Origin of the sequence: Natronorubrum aibiense (genome assembly GCF_009392895.1) — an archaeon.
Taxonomy (GTDB): Archaea; Halobacteriota; Halobacteria; order Halobacteriales; family Natrialbaceae; genus Natronorubrum; species Natronorubrum aibiense.
This window is the reverse complement of record NZ_CP045489.1, coordinates 213,812-228,929: the sequence shown is the minus strand read 5'-3', so window position 1 is coordinate 228,929 and position 15,118 is coordinate 213,812. Positions and strand designations below refer to the sequence as shown.

The 15,118-nt window shown below is 51.0% G+C and carries 14 protein-coding genes and 2 pseudogenes; 9 read left to right on the top strand and 7 right to left on the bottom strand.

Features of this window, described 5'->3' with window-relative positions; translation table 11 throughout:
- Nucleotides 1–12 precede the first annotated feature (12 nt).
- Together GCU68_RS21535 and GCU68_RS17645 are read left to right on the top strand one after the other, a co-directional pair.
- Nucleotides 13–354, top strand: coding sequence for a hypothetical protein (locus GCU68_RS21535; protein WP_193565097.1), 342 nt, complete (start codon nt 13–15; stop codon nt 352–354).
- 388 nt (nt 355–742) lie between these two features.
- On the top strand, nt 743–1,402 hold the full coding sequence (locus tag GCU68_RS17645; RefSeq protein ID WP_152943911.1) for a plastocyanin/azurin family copper-binding protein: 660 nt from the start codon (nt 743–745) through the stop codon (nt 1,400–1,402).
- 35 nt (nt 1,403–1,437) lie between these two features.
- Here GCU68_RS17645 and GCU68_RS17640 read toward each other — a convergent pair whose 3' ends face one another.
- Together GCU68_RS17640 and GCU68_RS17635 are read right to left on the bottom strand one after the other, a co-directional pair.
- Nucleotides 1,438–1,704, bottom strand: a complete 267-nt coding sequence (locus GCU68_RS17640; RefSeq protein ID WP_152943910.1) for a hypothetical protein — start codon at nt 1,702–1,704, stop codon at nt 1,438–1,440.
- Nucleotides 1,705–1,804: 100 nt separating this feature from the next.
- Complete coding sequence (locus tag GCU68_RS17635; RefSeq protein ID WP_152943909.1) at nt 1,805–3,385, bottom strand: serine-rich family protein; 1,581 nt, start codon at nt 3,383–3,385, stop codon at nt 1,805–1,807.
- 172 nt (nt 3,386–3,557) lie between these two features.
- Between GCU68_RS17635 and GCU68_RS21760 the strand changes: the two are divergent.
- The 3 genes and pseudogenes from GCU68_RS21760 to GCU68_RS17620 all read left to right on the top strand — a co-directional run.
- Nucleotides 3,558–3,739: pseudogene (locus tag GCU68_RS21760) on the top strand (tyrosine-type recombinase/integrase); the annotation flags it as partial.
- Between the two features lie 147 nt (nt 3,740–3,886).
- Entirely contained in the window at nt 3,887–5,269 is a 1,383-nt protein-coding gene (locus tag GCU68_RS17625) for an ATP-binding protein (protein ID WP_152943908.1), read from the top strand.
- A 280-nt stretch (nt 5,270–5,549) separates the two neighbouring features.
- Nucleotides 5,550–6,419: a universal stress protein gene (locus tag GCU68_RS17620; RefSeq protein ID WP_152943907.1), complete on the top strand. Its 870-nt coding sequence runs from the start codon at nt 5,550–5,552 to the stop codon at nt 6,417–6,419.
- 666 nt (nt 6,420–7,085) lie between these two features.
- Here the strand turns inward: GCU68_RS17620 and GCU68_RS17615 are convergent.
- Nucleotides 7,086–8,096 carry an AI-2E family transporter gene (locus GCU68_RS17615; protein WP_152943906.1) on the bottom strand — a complete coding sequence of 337 codons (1,011 nt, stop codon included), beginning with the start codon at nt 8,094–8,096 and terminating at the stop codon, nt 7,086–7,088.
- A 224-nt stretch (nt 8,097–8,320) separates the two neighbouring features.
- Between GCU68_RS17615 and GCU68_RS17610 the strand changes: the two genes are divergently transcribed.
- Entirely contained in the window at nt 8,321–9,403 is a 1,083-nt protein-coding gene (locus tag GCU68_RS17610) for a CNNM domain-containing protein (RefSeq protein WP_152943905.1), read from the top strand.
- On the opposite strand, the gene GCU68_RS17605 is transcribed toward GCU68_RS17610, so the two are convergent.
- The 3 genes from GCU68_RS17605 to GCU68_RS17595 are packed head-to-tail and all read right to left on the bottom strand — an operon-like array spanning nt 9,389 to nt 10,493.
- A complete protein-coding gene (locus GCU68_RS17605; RefSeq protein ID WP_227015040.1) occupies nt 9,389–9,943 on the bottom strand; it encodes a YqaA family protein in 555 nt (184 codons plus the stop codon). The genes GCU68_RS17610 and GCU68_RS17605 overlap by 15 nt on opposite strands.
- On the bottom strand, nt 9,944–10,105 hold the full coding sequence (locus GCU68_RS17600; RefSeq protein ID WP_152943904.1) for a hypothetical protein: 162 nt from the start codon (nt 10,103–10,105) through the stop codon (nt 9,944–9,946).
- A 43-nt stretch (nt 10,106–10,148) separates the two neighbouring features.
- Entirely contained in the window at nt 10,149–10,493 is a 345-nt protein-coding gene (locus GCU68_RS17595; protein ID WP_152943903.1) for a PP2C family protein-serine/threonine phosphatase, read from the bottom strand.
- Between the two features lie 528 nt (nt 10,494–11,021).
- On the opposite strand from GCU68_RS17595, the gene GCU68_RS17590 reads away from it, so the two are divergent.
- Entirely contained in the window at nt 11,022–12,020 is a 999-nt protein-coding gene (locus GCU68_RS17590; RefSeq protein ID WP_152943902.1) for a hypothetical protein, read from the top strand.
- A 411-nt stretch (nt 12,021–12,431) separates the two neighbouring features.
- Here the strand turns inward: GCU68_RS17590 and GCU68_RS17585 are convergent.
- Nucleotides 12,432–13,111, bottom strand: a pseudogene (locus GCU68_RS17585) (IS6 family transposase).
- 295 nt (nt 13,112–13,406) lie between these two features.
- On the opposite strand from GCU68_RS17585, the gene GCU68_RS17580 reads away from it, so the two are divergent.
- Together GCU68_RS17580 and GCU68_RS17575 are read left to right on the top strand one after the other, a co-directional pair.
- Nucleotides 13,407–13,664 (top strand): hypothetical protein, encoded by a 258-nt coding sequence (locus GCU68_RS17580; protein ID WP_152943901.1) that lies wholly within the window; start codon nt 13,407–13,409, stop codon nt 13,662–13,664.
- A gap of 181 nt (nt 13,665–13,845) precedes the next feature.
- Nucleotides 13,846–14,886, top strand: coding sequence for a M48 family metallopeptidase (locus GCU68_RS17575; protein ID WP_152943900.1), 1,041 nt, complete (start codon nt 13,846–13,848; stop codon nt 14,884–14,886).
- Nucleotides 14,887–15,118 lie beyond the last annotated feature (232 nt).

The following is a 15,118-nucleotide window of genomic DNA, read 5'->3' as shown; positions in this document are numbered from 1 at the left end:
ACAATCTCACCCATGCCCGTCATCAAGACATCGCTGTTTGGCCTTGGACTCCTGTCCGGAGGGATACTGCTCGGTGGACTTCTCGTGAGTATCCGGAGCCAGTCAGTCCGGTTCTGGACCCACGGCACCCGCAACTGGACGTTCTGGCTCGGCTGGACAGCATGGATCGTCTACGTTGGAAGTCTGTTCGGAGTGGCGTACCTCGACTGGTGGAGCTGGTACCGTCCCTCGACGCTCCTCCAGATCGCCAGGCATACGCTCGCGGCGATCTCACTGACGAAGAGTTCGAAGCCCGCCACGACAGGCTCGAACAGTCGAAGTAAACCAACGAGTTTGACATTATATGCCGAGTGACATCCTCTCCGCCGTAAACGGCGGAGCTTCCCACAAGCCGAAGCTTGCTGAGTTGGGAGATTTACGGTTTCACATCCCCGAGGGAATGCTGGCAGTGCCACGCTACCGTTACCCCTATCCACCGTTGAGAAGACGGGGATTCGGAGTTATCTTGTGCTTCCTGCACCCTGTTCGTCTAATGGAAGGGGTGCCTTCCACGACGAAAGGGCGAATCCCGATACTGTCTCATTGGGATAGGGCGGATAGACCGCCTCGGATAGCATTCAGTCCGCCGTAGAACCTCTTAAAACTACGTGCGGGCGCTGTATCCCCGCGCTGAAGCGCGAGGTTTTAGCGCCCTACTCTGCTTGATAAGGAAAGGAGACGAATCGCCAATTTAGCAATCACAATGAGCGATCAACCATATCGGCGGCACGTACTTGGGATAGCTAGTGGTGCAATTGTAACTGGACTTGCCGGTTGTCTGACCGAAGACGACCAATCAGAGAACGATGCCAACTCGGATGAGGGGGCTACTAACTCGAGCGAGGATCTCGACAATGAGAGCAATGAAACGGATAGTACGTCTGAGAGTGTAGCCGAAGTGACAATGGTGACGAATGACTCTGGAACTCACTTCGAGCCCCATGTCGCTGAAATCGAACTTGGAGAGACGATCACGTGGACGCTCGAGAGCGGTTCTCATACGACGACCGCTTATGCACCGGCGAACGACAAGCCCCAGAGGATTCCTGATGACGCTAAGGCATGGGATAGCGGGGAAATCGACGACCAAGGGGCAACCTTTGAACACACATTCGAAACTGAAGGAGTCTATGACTATTACTGTCGCCCACACGAAAACACAGGGATGCTCGGGTGCGTTGTCGTCGGTGATCCCCAGCTCGACGACCAGCCTGGAATGGCCGAGCCGCAGTCTGAATTACCCGACGGTACTCACGAGAAGATCCGCGAACTGAATGAGATGGTTCGAAGCGGTGGTGACAGCGGGCACGGTGGACACGAAAGTAGTGAAGGCGGGGATGGCAGCCACGATGATGACCATTGACAGTAGCTGATAATAATATTATTGGTTTTGGTGAATCACCATACAGCGTCAGGCTCTCGTGTTTCAATGGTATTGTGAGTGCGTCCATCTGCTTCATCATTGCCGGAGTCCTCGAGGTTGGAGTCAACATTGTTCCAGTGTGACGCCTCGAGGAGCGTATCGACGATCTCCAGCAGGAACAGAGCCGTGCCGAGCGCAACCGCAAGAAGATCGCCAGCCAAATCCATGAGGTCAACGAATCGATCGCTGAAACCGGCGAGACGGCCGATCAAGCGAAAGAGATTGCAAAACTGCGAATGCAAGCCTCGCCCTGCATTCGCGGTTCTGGTACCGCCAGTTCCGGGAGATCGTCCTCGTGTTCACTTTCCATTACATCAAAAAGACCGCTAAGAAGCTATGATCTTAGCGCCGTACCGCATTTTCAATAGAGCACTTTCTCACCTTCTTTTTCTTTTTCCCCTTGTCCTTCTTACCTCCACCTTCACCTTCATTGACAGCGCTTGTTTCCGCTACCTGTACGTTCTTGTTCAACTGGTAATTTAGCTGCTCGGCCACCGCATCGTCGCTGTTAGCGGCGTACGCAATCGCGCCGTTTTGTTCGTTGACGTTCAGTTGTTCAATGAACTGTAGTTGGTTGATTTCAGCGGTAGCCATCTGCTGTGCGGTCTCATTGTCGCCATTCTCGTAGGCGATAGCCCACGATTTGTCGCCGTTCGTGTCCTTTCCGCTCACCACTACGGTCGCGCTGCAGTGAGAATCTTGGACGTTCAGCGCTTCCACGGATGCGACCTGTGCATTCAAGTTTGCCTGATAGCTCTCCTGTCGAGCTGTTGCGGTGCTATCGTCGGTTCCGACGGCGATCGCGGCGTTCTGTAAGCTGATGTTCTCTTGTCCGACGCTCTGAACCTGCGTGATATTAGCGGATTCTTCCTGGGTGTTCGATTGAGACGAACCATCATCAGTGCGGTTCATCTCCTCGTCTGAGAATTCGCCGACCATGTCCGCGTTAGCGACGACTTCGTCGGCGGACGTCCATTCAAAGTTGATCGCGGTCGCGTCAGCGACCTGCTCGTTGAGATTACACTGTGCACTTACTTGGCACGCCTCCGCAACGCTGCCACTACCGACGGCGATCGCGATCGCGACGCCCTGCTCACTGACGTTGAGTTGGGCCACTTCCTGCCACTGTTCAACCGATTCCAGTGCCTCCTGACCGTCACCTGTCTCCTTCTCGTTACTACTGACATTCACCGCGGCTGCCTCGGCGTGCTGGTAGTTCTCGTTCGTCTGCGCACTCTGCTGGTAGGCCTCGGCGTCGCTGCCACCTTCAGCGATGGCGACGGCAGCGCTCTGGCTGCTGTAGTTCAACTGATTGACCGTCTGAGACTGCTCAATCGTCACCTGGGCAGACTGCTCGCTTTGGTAGGTCTCGTCCCTCACGACCCAGCCGTTGAATTCTCGGTATCCGGTCTCCTCGGCGAAGACAATGTACACGTTGCTGACGTCGTTGAACGTCTCACTGTTCTCTGTTTCTGAGATGTTTATCGACTCAGCGTGTCCCTTTTGGGTATTGTTGTTATTCTGGTTGGCCTGCTGAATTGCCGTCGCCTCTCCGTCATCAATAGCGATACTGACGGCGGTAGCCTGCTGATTGACGTTAAGCTGGGAGACATCATGATATTGAACAACTTGTGTGATGGAGTCTCTCGATCCCTCGGTGATCTCGTCTTTGTGTTCGGCGACCCACGCGTCGAGATCGTCCTCGGACGTATCGGCACCGAAGACCAAGTATACGCTGTCGCCATCAACATTATGCGTATTACCCTTGTTCTCGGCGTCGTCCTCGGTATCGTTCTCGTCATCGCTCGCGTGCGTGGTGGCAGTCGACATGCTTAGTATGCCGATGCCGAGTCCAGTTCCCACGACCCCTTTGAGGTAGCCTCTCCGCTTCAGCCCGTCGCGGTTCGATTGATCGTCTACCATGACGTGACTTAGCAGATTCGAAGTGAGTATTCTGTTATTGACTGTAATCCGAATATAATAATGCAGTTACCATGTATTTGCATAATTGCAACTGAACAGCTACGACGAGAGAATCGGTAGTTTCCGTCGAGTCAACCGAGAAATTCTGAGTGGTTACTACTTCTGTCCGTGCGAGTACGACTATCTCACCTTGCACGGCGCTCGCCGGGCACTCGGGCGCGACCTCTAACCAGCAGGATGTCCGAAAAGGCTCAGGAACCGTTACGACACAACTCGATCGAGACCACCCACGAGGCCTACGCCGACGTCAAAATGAAGGCCGTCTCTGATTCGATTGACGACGTGCGTGGGTGAACGGACTCGAGTCACCCGCTTCAGTACAGCGATTCCAAGAATACAGAGAGGTCCTTGTAGACAGCTTTAAAATAGCCTATTTTGAAATAGCCTATTTTAGAATAGGCTACTCGGAAGTGTTATCTTCTGGTGGGATAATGTACAGATATGGTGCGCTTCGTCAACCGGGAAAATGAGCTTTCACGGCTCCGCAGGTGCTACGATTCCGACGATGCTGAGATGGTTGTTATTTTCGGCCGACGGCGCCTTGGGAAAACACAACTCGTCCAGCACTCCCTTGCCGAGCGCGACGATGCCGTCGTCTATCAGGCTACGGAAACCACTTCACAGATACAACTCGACGAGTTTGTCGACGTCGCTGCCGACACGTTTCCAGGAATTACGGATATCAAGCAAAACTGGGAAGCGCTTCTGGGATATCTTGGTGACCAAGACGGAATCATCGTCCTCGACGAATTTCCCTACTTGATCGATGCCGACGCGAGCCTTCCCTCGGCCATCCAGCGATTATGGGATCAGCGATTCCAAAATACATCGGGAACCCTCATTCTGGTTGGCTCGTCAATCAGCATGATGGAAGAAGCGACGCTTCTTGGGAACAGTCCCCTGTACGGGCGCTTCACCGAGAAACTTGATCTCCGGCCACTCGACTTCGCCGCTGCACAAGAGTTCCTTCCAGGCGATTACTCCCCTGAAGAGCGTGTTTTCGCGTGGGGTATTTTTGGTGGTGTACCATACTATCTTGACGGTATCGATCTCAACCAGGACCTCGGCACAGTCCTCACGAAGGAAGTGCTCTCTCAGAAAGGGTACCTCCACAACGAACCAGAATACGTCCTCCGAACCGAACTCACAGACCCAAATCGGTACTTTGCGATCCTCACCGCAATAGCCGCGGGGAAGACGACATCAAACGAGATTGCCCAAACGGTGGGAATTGACGGGAAGCAAATCTCGACGTACACCCAGAAGTTAGAACGATTGCGGCTCATTGAACGGGAAGTTCCGATCACCGAGGAGAAAGCGAAGTCACGCCGCGGACGATATCGAATCTTGGATCCCCTCTTTCGATTCTGGTTCCGCTTCGTTTACGGCAAAGAAGATCGATACGAACGTCTAGGTGAGGATGCCTACGACGCAGTTATCGAACCAGAACTCCCTGATTTCGTCAGTCAAGAGTTCGAAACGCTTTGCCAGGATGCCCTCCCGAATCTGTATCCAGAGAAGTTGTTCCTCGATATCGGCCGCTGGTGGTACAAGGAACACGAGGTCGATGTTGTCGGGTTTACCACAGACGGGACAATGGTCGTGGGAGAATGCAAGTTCACTAGCGCGCCGCTTGACTACAGTGCGCTCGCCTCACTCGAAGATCATGCGTCGGAGATTCGCTGGACGCCGGATACTGGCGAAGTTGACACGGAATATGCATTTTTTACACGGAGTGGAGTAACACAATCAGTACAGGAAGCCGTGTCCGAGCGTGACGATCTCCAATTGTTCGACCTAAACGACATTTCTAATATATCGTGAAAGAGAAAACATGTCTGTGGGGCCACTTTTAAACTCGATGCGTCCGTCCAGAACAGCATCCTCGACGAGGCAAGCGTCGTCGATGGGGTCGACTTCGACGGCAGCGTGATTGGATCGTACATGAAACTTCGGAACCAGCGACCGCAAAAGCGAACCAAACAGTCGCTCGAGATCATGTAGCCGCGAGTGAGAGGTCGGTCATCTATCCATCGGAGATAGCTCTCTAAGTGGAGAGAGGGAAAAGACCTTAGAGACTCCCATAGTATTCTTTGCAGTGAGTATGTACGAGGACATTCTTCTCCCATTTGATAATAGTGAGGGAGCAGCAGAAGCACTTCATCATACCAGCGAAATTGCGCATCGACTGGATGCCACTATCCATATTCTCTTTGTTGCAGATACAACTCGTGATAGTGTCACAGTCGTTGGCGATGAAGTTGTTGATGCACTTGTTAAAAAAGGAGATGATATCGTCAAAGAGGCAGCAAAAACCTTGGATACACTCGGTGTCTCGTATGACACCGACGTTGTTCAAGGTAATCCAGCCCCGCAGATAGTCGAATACGCCGAGCATTACGGATATGATCTAATCGTGATGCCAACTCACGGCCGAGAGGGGTTGTCACGATATCTCCTCGGGAGTACATCTGAGAAAGTGGTTCGACTCTCTTCTGTCCCAGTTCTCTCAGTGAGGATGCAACCTGACGAACAAGTTACATTCCCATATAAAAATATTCTCATTCTAACGGATGGAAGTCCTGCAGTAACCCGTGCTGCCAACCATGGGCTCTCATTGGCAGCGACCCTCGATTCAACCGTTCATATTCTATCCGTAGTGAACGATGTTCCGCATGGTTTGGGTCTCTTGTCAACGTCATCTGATCAAACTGGAGAACAAGCGGCAAGCAAGGCCGTTGACAATCTCGCCTCAGAGGCAGAGACATACGGGATCACAAATATCGTGCACCACGTTGAACATGGAACGCCTATTAATGTAATTCTCGAGTATATTGAGTCACATGATATCGATACTGTTGTGATGGGAACAACAGGAAAGCGCGGGACTGAACGTATACTACTTGGAAGTCTTGCTGAGAAGGTTGTCCGCTCGGTTCCAGTCCCCGTCATTACAGTTAAGAGTACAGATTGACCACACCTACGACTCTGTCATTAGTTGCTCACTCCATAGATAGAGCCATCTCAACCATAGTGTAAGGCCGAGCTAGGGAAAATGGTACACAAAGGATGCTCAACCGCCTCGGGGCCAAGCCCCGAGGCTTCCCGCAGATTTGGGATGAACACTTCCTGCCGCCCCTCGGCCTGATTGCCTCGAACGGACGACGAGGAATGCGGTCAACCTGTCCACAAGGCCTGACACCACCCGTCGCAACCGCAACCCGGTGTCGCGGTATTTTGAGAGCTGGCGCATTCCCTTCAGAGGGACGCTTCGCGTTAAGGTCTTTAACACCTACTACATCCGTTGAATCAATGGACGGTGACGTGGTTGGTAAAGGTTCGTGTCGGCTTCGCTCTCGGAGTCAAGTCTTGAGGCACTCGCCTCGAATCTCTGTAGAACCAGCGCGCGAGCAAGAAGTGTTCTCTACTGAAGACACGCCGTCGGAACAGCGTGTACTCACAGTGTTTCTGTATCAAACTGGACCCTTACCGACGAATCGAATTCTTTGGGATCGGTCACACAAGGCGATCAAACAATGATTCCATCGGCTTCGGTATCTGTTGTGTTCGAGACTCGAGATCGGCAAGAGATAGCGATCGACGAGACAAAAATCAAAGTCGACGGCGAAGTCATCTCTGACTACCACCCTTCGCCAAGTCGGTCCCAACTATTGGAAACGACATGCAGAGTTGCTTTCAATCCGCCGAGAATAATAGGGCCGAAGAATAGACCCATAATCCCAAATGTATACGCGCCACCAAGGATTCCGAGGAGGATAACGGCGGGATTGAGTTCGGCATACCGCTCAACAGCAAACGGACGAAGGTAGTCGTCGGTAAGTCCGACCACGATGACGCTGTAGGCAAATAGCGCGATAGCGAGTAACGGCTTATTCAAAAGGAATAAATAGACTACAGCACCCCCCCAGATGGGAATCGCACCTACTAGCGGAACCATTGCAAGAACCATCATGATGATCGTCCAGAACGTTGCGTTGGGGATACCAGTCGCAAAGAATCCAAGCCCAGCGACGCCCCCCTGGACTATGGCGACAAAGACGTGCCCGAAGAGGACGGCCCACATCATGTCGCTAATGTCATCATAGAGGTTACGCTGGATGTCTATTGGGAGAGGGACTGTTTGATAGAGCCAGTCGATGAGTTTGTCTCCCTCTTTGAGCAAGTAATACATAATAAAGAGTCCTAACGTAATTCCAATGACGAAATGAGTAACCGAATTGAACGCGTCGGTTGACTGCTCGAATACGACTGTTCTGATCTCCTGTGTTGAGCCGGCAATTTCCCCGACAATATCAATCTCTTGTCCAGTGTATCCCTCAATAAGAGATTCAATTTCTTCAATTGGATTCGATTCAATTTCAAGGTTTTGGAGAATACGCGTTGTATTGCCCATGATGGACGCGATAATCAACATGAAGGGGGTGACAAATCCGATGACAGTCAAAATCACGAGGGAGAGTGCGGCAATCATCGATGACGTATACTTTTCGAGACGGACTTGAAGTGGATAGAGCGCGTACGCGAGGAGTATGGCCCCAAGAACGTACTGAAGAAATGGCTCAACAAGCAAAATCGATAATGTGAGGAAGACGGCGACGAGAGTAAGAAGATACCCTTTGCTGAGGTTCATAATCTTATCTCAGGTGACTGTCCCATAACATTACTTGTTCCAACAACTGGTCTACCTCAATGGTCACCGCAGCTGTTCTTATATTTTGAGATGCAATATACTGGATGCCAGTTGTGATTGAAGGAGTATCGGTAGCGGCGGGGAAATACGATAACACTTTACAAGAACAATATTCACTTATCTTTCCCCTATTCATTTATACCTCCTAATATTACAGAATGCCGATGGAGCCTCTTGAAATCAGCGGACGAATATTGGCCGGGATACTTCTTATTGGATTGAACGCATTTTTCGTTGCCACCGAATTTGGCCTTACCCGAGCTCGGCAATACCCCAAATCTGAATTCGATACTCCTTCTCTTGAACTCGCCTGGAAGATGACTGAGGATCTTGAATTTTATCTTACATCGTGTCAGATCTGGATCTCTGGAACGAGTATCGCACTCGGAATCGTCGCCGAGCCAGGCTTAGCAGCGTTATTCGAGCCGTTGTTCGAAAATACGGCACTTGCCTCGGTCGGTGCTGGTTCAATGCTTGGATTTCTCCTTATTAATCTAATTCATCTTACCCATGGTGAGCAGACTCCGACATACCTTGGTGTCGAGCGGTCGAAGCAGGTCTGTAAGTACGGCGCACGGCCATTGTACTGGTTTGCCAAGGTGCTCGCCCCGGCGATTTGGTTCGGCGATTGGGTTGCAAAAAAGACACTTGGCTTGTTCGGAATCGAGATGACTGGTGCCTGGCGCGAAACTGAACAGGATGTTATCGAATCCCGAGCCGACCTCCGAAATCAACTTGGTTCGGTCCTTAGCCAAGGCGATCTTTCGGACGAGCGCCGTGAGGAAGTGATGAATGCCTTTCAGATCGGCGAACAACCGATTAGTGAGTTAATGGTTCCGCCAGAAGAGTTCGTCGTACTATCTACTGAGGATAATCCTGAAGAGAACTTTCAGAAGATGGAGAACCGCCCGCAGACCCGCTATCCGCTGGTCGGTAAGGAGTTAACTGACTTCCAGGGAATTATCTATACGCCAATTTTAGTTAGGCATCGTGAAGAGTTAGCTGACGGTGACATTGATTTTGCAGAACTGGCAGCGCCGCCGATGACACTCTCTCCCGACGTGGACGTCAGTGATGCGATTGATCAGTTCCAGGCAGAAAACCAAGAACTTGCACTCGTGATCGAAGACGGTGATGTCGTCGGACTTGTGACCGTAACAGATCTGCTCGAAGCGGTTATGGGTGATATCGAAGATCCGATTGACCAGGAAAAATCCAGTTCGCCTGACAAATCAGACCACCGTTGAAAGGCCGCTAAAAAATCCGACTGTAACCAAAAGTCGACCGAGACTCCCAAGAAACGTGGCTATCGCGAATTTTATATAATTCCGCTCTAGGACAGCGAAGGCGTAGATCGATATCGTATCAGGAAAGAACGGAACAGAGAGTGCCATTGCGAGTCCACTATATCCATATCGTTTAGCAATTTGGACTGATCGTTTTTCAGACCATTCTAAAATATTCCATCTCGACTGTCGTAACCAGCGTGTGACCGGACCAGACTGTTTGACCTCTTGGCCGATGTGGAACGCAAATACACTTCCGGCGGCCTTGCCGATCGCGCTTACAAGCATAACACTCGAGAGGTTCGCCCACGGTGGGAAGCCAAGATCGATCGGTGCAACCAAAACAATCTCGCTTGGGCCAGGGAGCGCAAACGCAATCAGAAAAGAGTACGTGAAAATAATGCCCATTCCAGGCCAGCCTGTTGCTGACTCAACAACAGCCTCAAGATTGACTGAGTCGATCATCATTAGTATTTCAAACGAAATATCTTTTAGTCCCATTTATGAATTTGAATATATTTCAGGTTTAGCTGGAGAAAACTCAAGTTCAAAGACATTAACTTGGATCTCGTCATCCCAGTCACCGACTACGTTATGCAGGTATGTTGCAATCTGTAAGTGGTCAGCCGTTCCGTAATGCTGCTTCTCGATATGATCACTCATGATTTGTCGGATTCCGTCTCCACTGATTAGATAACCCCAACTGTCACCAGCATTCCCAACCAAGGCTTTCCGTCCCTGATGACTGCTGTGACCAGAGTCGAACCCATCCTCTCATAACCGGTTTTTCACTCATTTTCTGGTGGACAGCGTCCTCCGCATCCTCAAAGCTCAAGCGGACAACTTCCTCATCAAGATTGTCAGAGTTCAATTGCTGAAAAGACTTTCCGAACGTCTTTGCTGCAGTTTCACTGGCGACGTGGCCGGCGTTGTGACCACCCAAGCCGTCAGCAACCACTGACCCGAAGATATCGTCCAATTTGTAGTTGCACGTATAATCTTCGTTCTCGTCGCGTTGCTTCCCTTGAATTGACTCAGTATATCTAGCCATTTATTTTTGTGTTCGCGATATGATTCAGAACCTCCTTCAATCGAAGTTTCCACCTCATTTATTTTGGAACTGTACTTTTCCTTCTCAGCTATGGACTGTAGGTGTTACGGACGAAATCTTCACCTACACTGGAGAATATCTCACATTCGTCATAAACCAGAGAGAGAACAACTCGAGCAGTTCGCCATTCCTCGATATTGGGAATGATTCCGCGGCGTTCGCCGGGAAACTGCTCGGTCGGTCAGCCAAAGCAGCCATACAATGGGAGGGTCAGTTGACACTCCCTGAAGCGAACTCTAGACGAGTTTGGGACGGATCCAATATATTTGGTATACTTTCAGGTTCTACCTTCGCTAAGTCCGTTCTCTGTACTTACCGTTTATCGGGTAGTCATGGGGAGAGTCTGCAATCCGTTTTGTGATGCCCTCTTCTAGTTTAGCTAGTGTCTTTCGTGGCGCAGTTGTTGTTAGTATCTTATTATTCAAATAAACCCAAAACATTCAAAAGTCCAATAGTATAAGCCAAAGTATGTCTCCCGAACACGATTTATCCCTCCAGTCGCGAAGCGACGAATGTCCTAATTCAACTAGACTCTCTCGTCGGAGTGCACTCCGTGTCGGTCTCGTTGTGAGCGTTGTACCGCTGGCAGGATGTACGAGCGAAGAGATGAACGGTACGTCCCCGAACAACACAACCACCAACGACGAGCAGAACGAGGATGGTAACCAATCAAACGATGGAGAAGAGGTAAATAAAATTGATCCAGACGAGACGTTTGTTGCAGTGATTGAGACGTACCTTCAGGCAGCCGTTGAGGGTGATCTTGATACAATGAGTGAGGTCTCTCATTCGCTGAACCCACTCGACCCCGCTGCGTGGGTAGAGGGTGGCTGGGAATTCCGTGGTAGCGATGGAGATGAGAACGTCGGCGAATATAATATCGAGCTACGAACTGAAAATGGAACAGTTGCCGATCTCCTTGAACTCGAGGGAGCGAAGTTCTGGTTTGAGCGTGATGAGCTTACAGCGGAACTCGACGGTGAGGATATCGCAGTACTCGAGGTACATCCTGAAGATCCGACTGAGGGGGAGGCGAACGTCTGGGTGTTAGCAACCGAAGATGGAGAGTGGAAATATCTGTTCTCAGCCCCCATCGACGATACGCCCGATGATCCGGAGGAAGCGTTTGAGGAACCAATCGAGGACGAAAACAGTGACGTAGTCGAGGAGATCGATTGGGAGTATGATAGTCCGACAAGCGATGTGCCGCAGGCTGCGGTCGTGCTGACCGATGAACGCGGAGTCGATGCTGGACGCATCCGAGCTGAGTCGACTATTGCCGGTGCGAGTACTGAAGCATATGATCGAGACGACGAGGATTTCACCGCAACGTGGACCGGTGTAACGCTCTATATCCAGTTCAATCCAGATGGTGATCAAATCGTCGTTACTGCCATCAATGAAGAAGACGACAAAGAATGGATCATTCACCGCGAACATTACGTCCCGTCGGAGGATAGCGACTAAGATGCGAATCTACCACATTTCACATTGATTCCATATTACAGGTTCTCGAGCTGTGGTTGAACGAAAGCAGACACCAGTACGTCCCACTCCAGAAGAGTTCGATCAGAAATCTCGGGGCTATTTGGCTCATCGAATATCTCGACAGATCGACGTACGTCCGAGTCGTCACATAGCTTGGCTCGAGATCGAATTCGAAGAGGATTCCGTTTCTTTCGATACGCTCATGAGTGAGAAACCGACAGAATCCACCATTACAATCCTGTTTCGGGGGTGGGGTCCGTTCTATCTCTTGCCTATAGATCGTATCCGAGTCTGAATTTGTCATTTGATGTGAATTTAAACAGAGCCGAATTGACGATCGTCGTCTGCCATGAAGCTGGCAATCGGACAATCGTGGCGAAGGGGCACTGTCTAGTTCAGCACCTCCTGGGCTGGCGTTCGGCCATCGAGTGCTTGATTCGGCTTATCGTGGTTGTAGTGGTGTCTGAACCGTCTGAGCCAGCGACGTGCACTGGCTGGACTGCCCCGCCAAAACGAGTGAAAGCGGTCGATTCGCATCGACACAGTCTGGAACCATTTTTCGATGTGGTTCCGGTCTGTATAGTTGAGCTGACCGCTCAGATCGTGTCGAAAGAGGGCAGTCAGATAGCCACCGCCATCAACCAGAAACTCAGTGTCTGACACGTCGTGTTTCTCGGTTAGCCGATGCAAAAATGCCGCCGCGGGATCGGTCCCGCGGCGGCTGTGTACGTCGATTTCGAACAAGAGCTTCGACTCCGTATCGATCGCCGCGTACAGCCATTTCTTTTCGCCATCGACCTCGATCTGTTTCTCATCGACGGCGACCCGCGACGGCGCTGCCGTCGGCGGGTCCGCCTGGCTCTCCGCGAGATCGTGCGTCCAGTTCCAGACGGCTCCATGAGACCGATCGACACCAAGTAAGTCCAGCACAGCGACGACTTCCCGCACCGACAACCCATCGAATGCAGGCGCACCCCGAACACCCTAATGGGTGTCGGGGTGCGCTCGTTCTCCCAAACCTCATCACAATCCACGTCTAAGCTCTCTCTGAGCAGGTTGGCAAGTTGCATGGACACTTCTTGCCACCACCTGCTCGTTCCTCAAACTCTCATCTAGACAGTGCCGAACTTGCAGAGCGTAACCGAGAGATTGAGCAGACTCGAGAAGAACAAGCCGAGACGACGTCCAACTGTGATCCCACTTCAGAGACGTCCTCTCTGTGGGGACGATTATTCGGCGATAACTCCAAATAACAGTCGTTGGGTGGATAGTTTCTCCAATTCAGAGAAAGGTATGATAGAGGAACTTGATAAGCATAAGATCTTACCAAAGAATTTTCACCCTACTAAATTTGATGAGTAATCAATGGGTGACATAATTCACCGAGCAAAATATCGATTTGGACAGATATCGGCCGTGCTAGTATTACTGTTCACGCTTGCGTTCATCCCCACTGGCTACGACCTGTGGCTGGCAGAACCAGAGGTCGTAGTTGATGGGGATCTCGAACCATTTTCGCTTACCTACAACCTCCTCTTTTTAATCTCCGTGAGCATCCCGATAGTCGTCGGACTTTATCTAACACGGAATATCTACCAGTGGTCAAAGAACTATCAGTCGTAGAGTTGAGTCGAAGAGTCGATACGAACTGACCTTTCTAGAAGTGACAACACATCCATATTCATCAAATCAGGGTCCCATAGATCGGGTGTATGATGTTCTATGACTCCCTAAAAGTGGACCGGAAACAAACCAATGTTCCAACCGAGCGAGATTTGGTCTCTTCGATTATACACCAGATCTAATGGCGAATCAATTGCATCTACTACGCAGATCTGCAGCCGAGCTGATACCGTGGATACTGCTCTCGGTAGCTGTGTTTCTCGGTTGTACTCTCTATGTCAGATGGGCTGTTCCGACCGTCGATCTCTCTATGGTTGCCATCCCCTTGGCAGTCATGAGTATCATGGTATCTGCTCTTGTACACTCTGTCGTTTACTCAGCACAACATGTGCTGGCAGAAGTGCAGCGGATTCTCGATGAAGAGAGCTCTCGTACGGATGCGATTACACGGATTGCAGTTATCGGATCCAGTCTTCTTGTATCACTCGTCGTTGGTTCACTGCTTATCTTTGGAGAATCACTACTTGAGCTTGTTGTTGCGGTGTTCCTTCTTGCAGGGATAGTGGCGATGTCGGGTACAATCATTCGGAATCATGTCGCAACACGACCCTTGAATAGGCGAGAACGCGCTGCATGTGAGATTGGTGCCGACCAAGACGTTGCATTTCGAGTGGCTACTGGCGAGTTCGGACAGACGATCAACGGAGTTGCTGCCGGCGTCTTTCCGGCTTACAAAGTCATTCTGATCAACGAGCACTCGTTTGAAGCACTTGACAACAAGTACATCGCCATGATTGCGGCTCATGAACTGGGACATGTCGACGAAAACCACGCAGTTATCTCCTTGGTTGGGACGGTAGTGCTGACAACTCTGTCTGTCCTCTCTCTTCGGTATTTTGTGCAGTACCACTGGATGCTGTTCTTGGTTACCGGTAGCACAGTGCTCGTTGGACGAGTTGTCTTTGTGTGGGCTCGTCGACAGCTAGAGTATCGGGCAGACAGATACGCAGCCAAGCTTCTCGATGACCCACACCAAGTTGCCAATGGGTTGCGCGCACTTAGAGACGTCCAGATGACAGAGACAGCTGATGAACAATCTTCAGGAAGGCTATACGAGAGAGCTATACGCCGAATCCGCCACTGCTGGACACGCATATTATCTACACATCCCCCGATAGACGACCGAATTGCACATATTGAGCGACTGGAGCTGGAACGCTAACTGACTAGTGCAGAGACGGTCCTCAAAGAGATTCGTAGCGTTCAGTACAGTCAGGGCTGCACACATCCTAAAACATGTCATCGGAGTGTTTTCTCGCCCCGAGATGGGTGCGGGGCGGTCGAACTGCCCCGAGATAGCGAATGACTTCTGAGCGACAGCATCTACGAGACCATGGTATCGATCGAGCACCAACCCACCGACAGCCCTCTGAACCACCCTGGTCCGGCCTCGA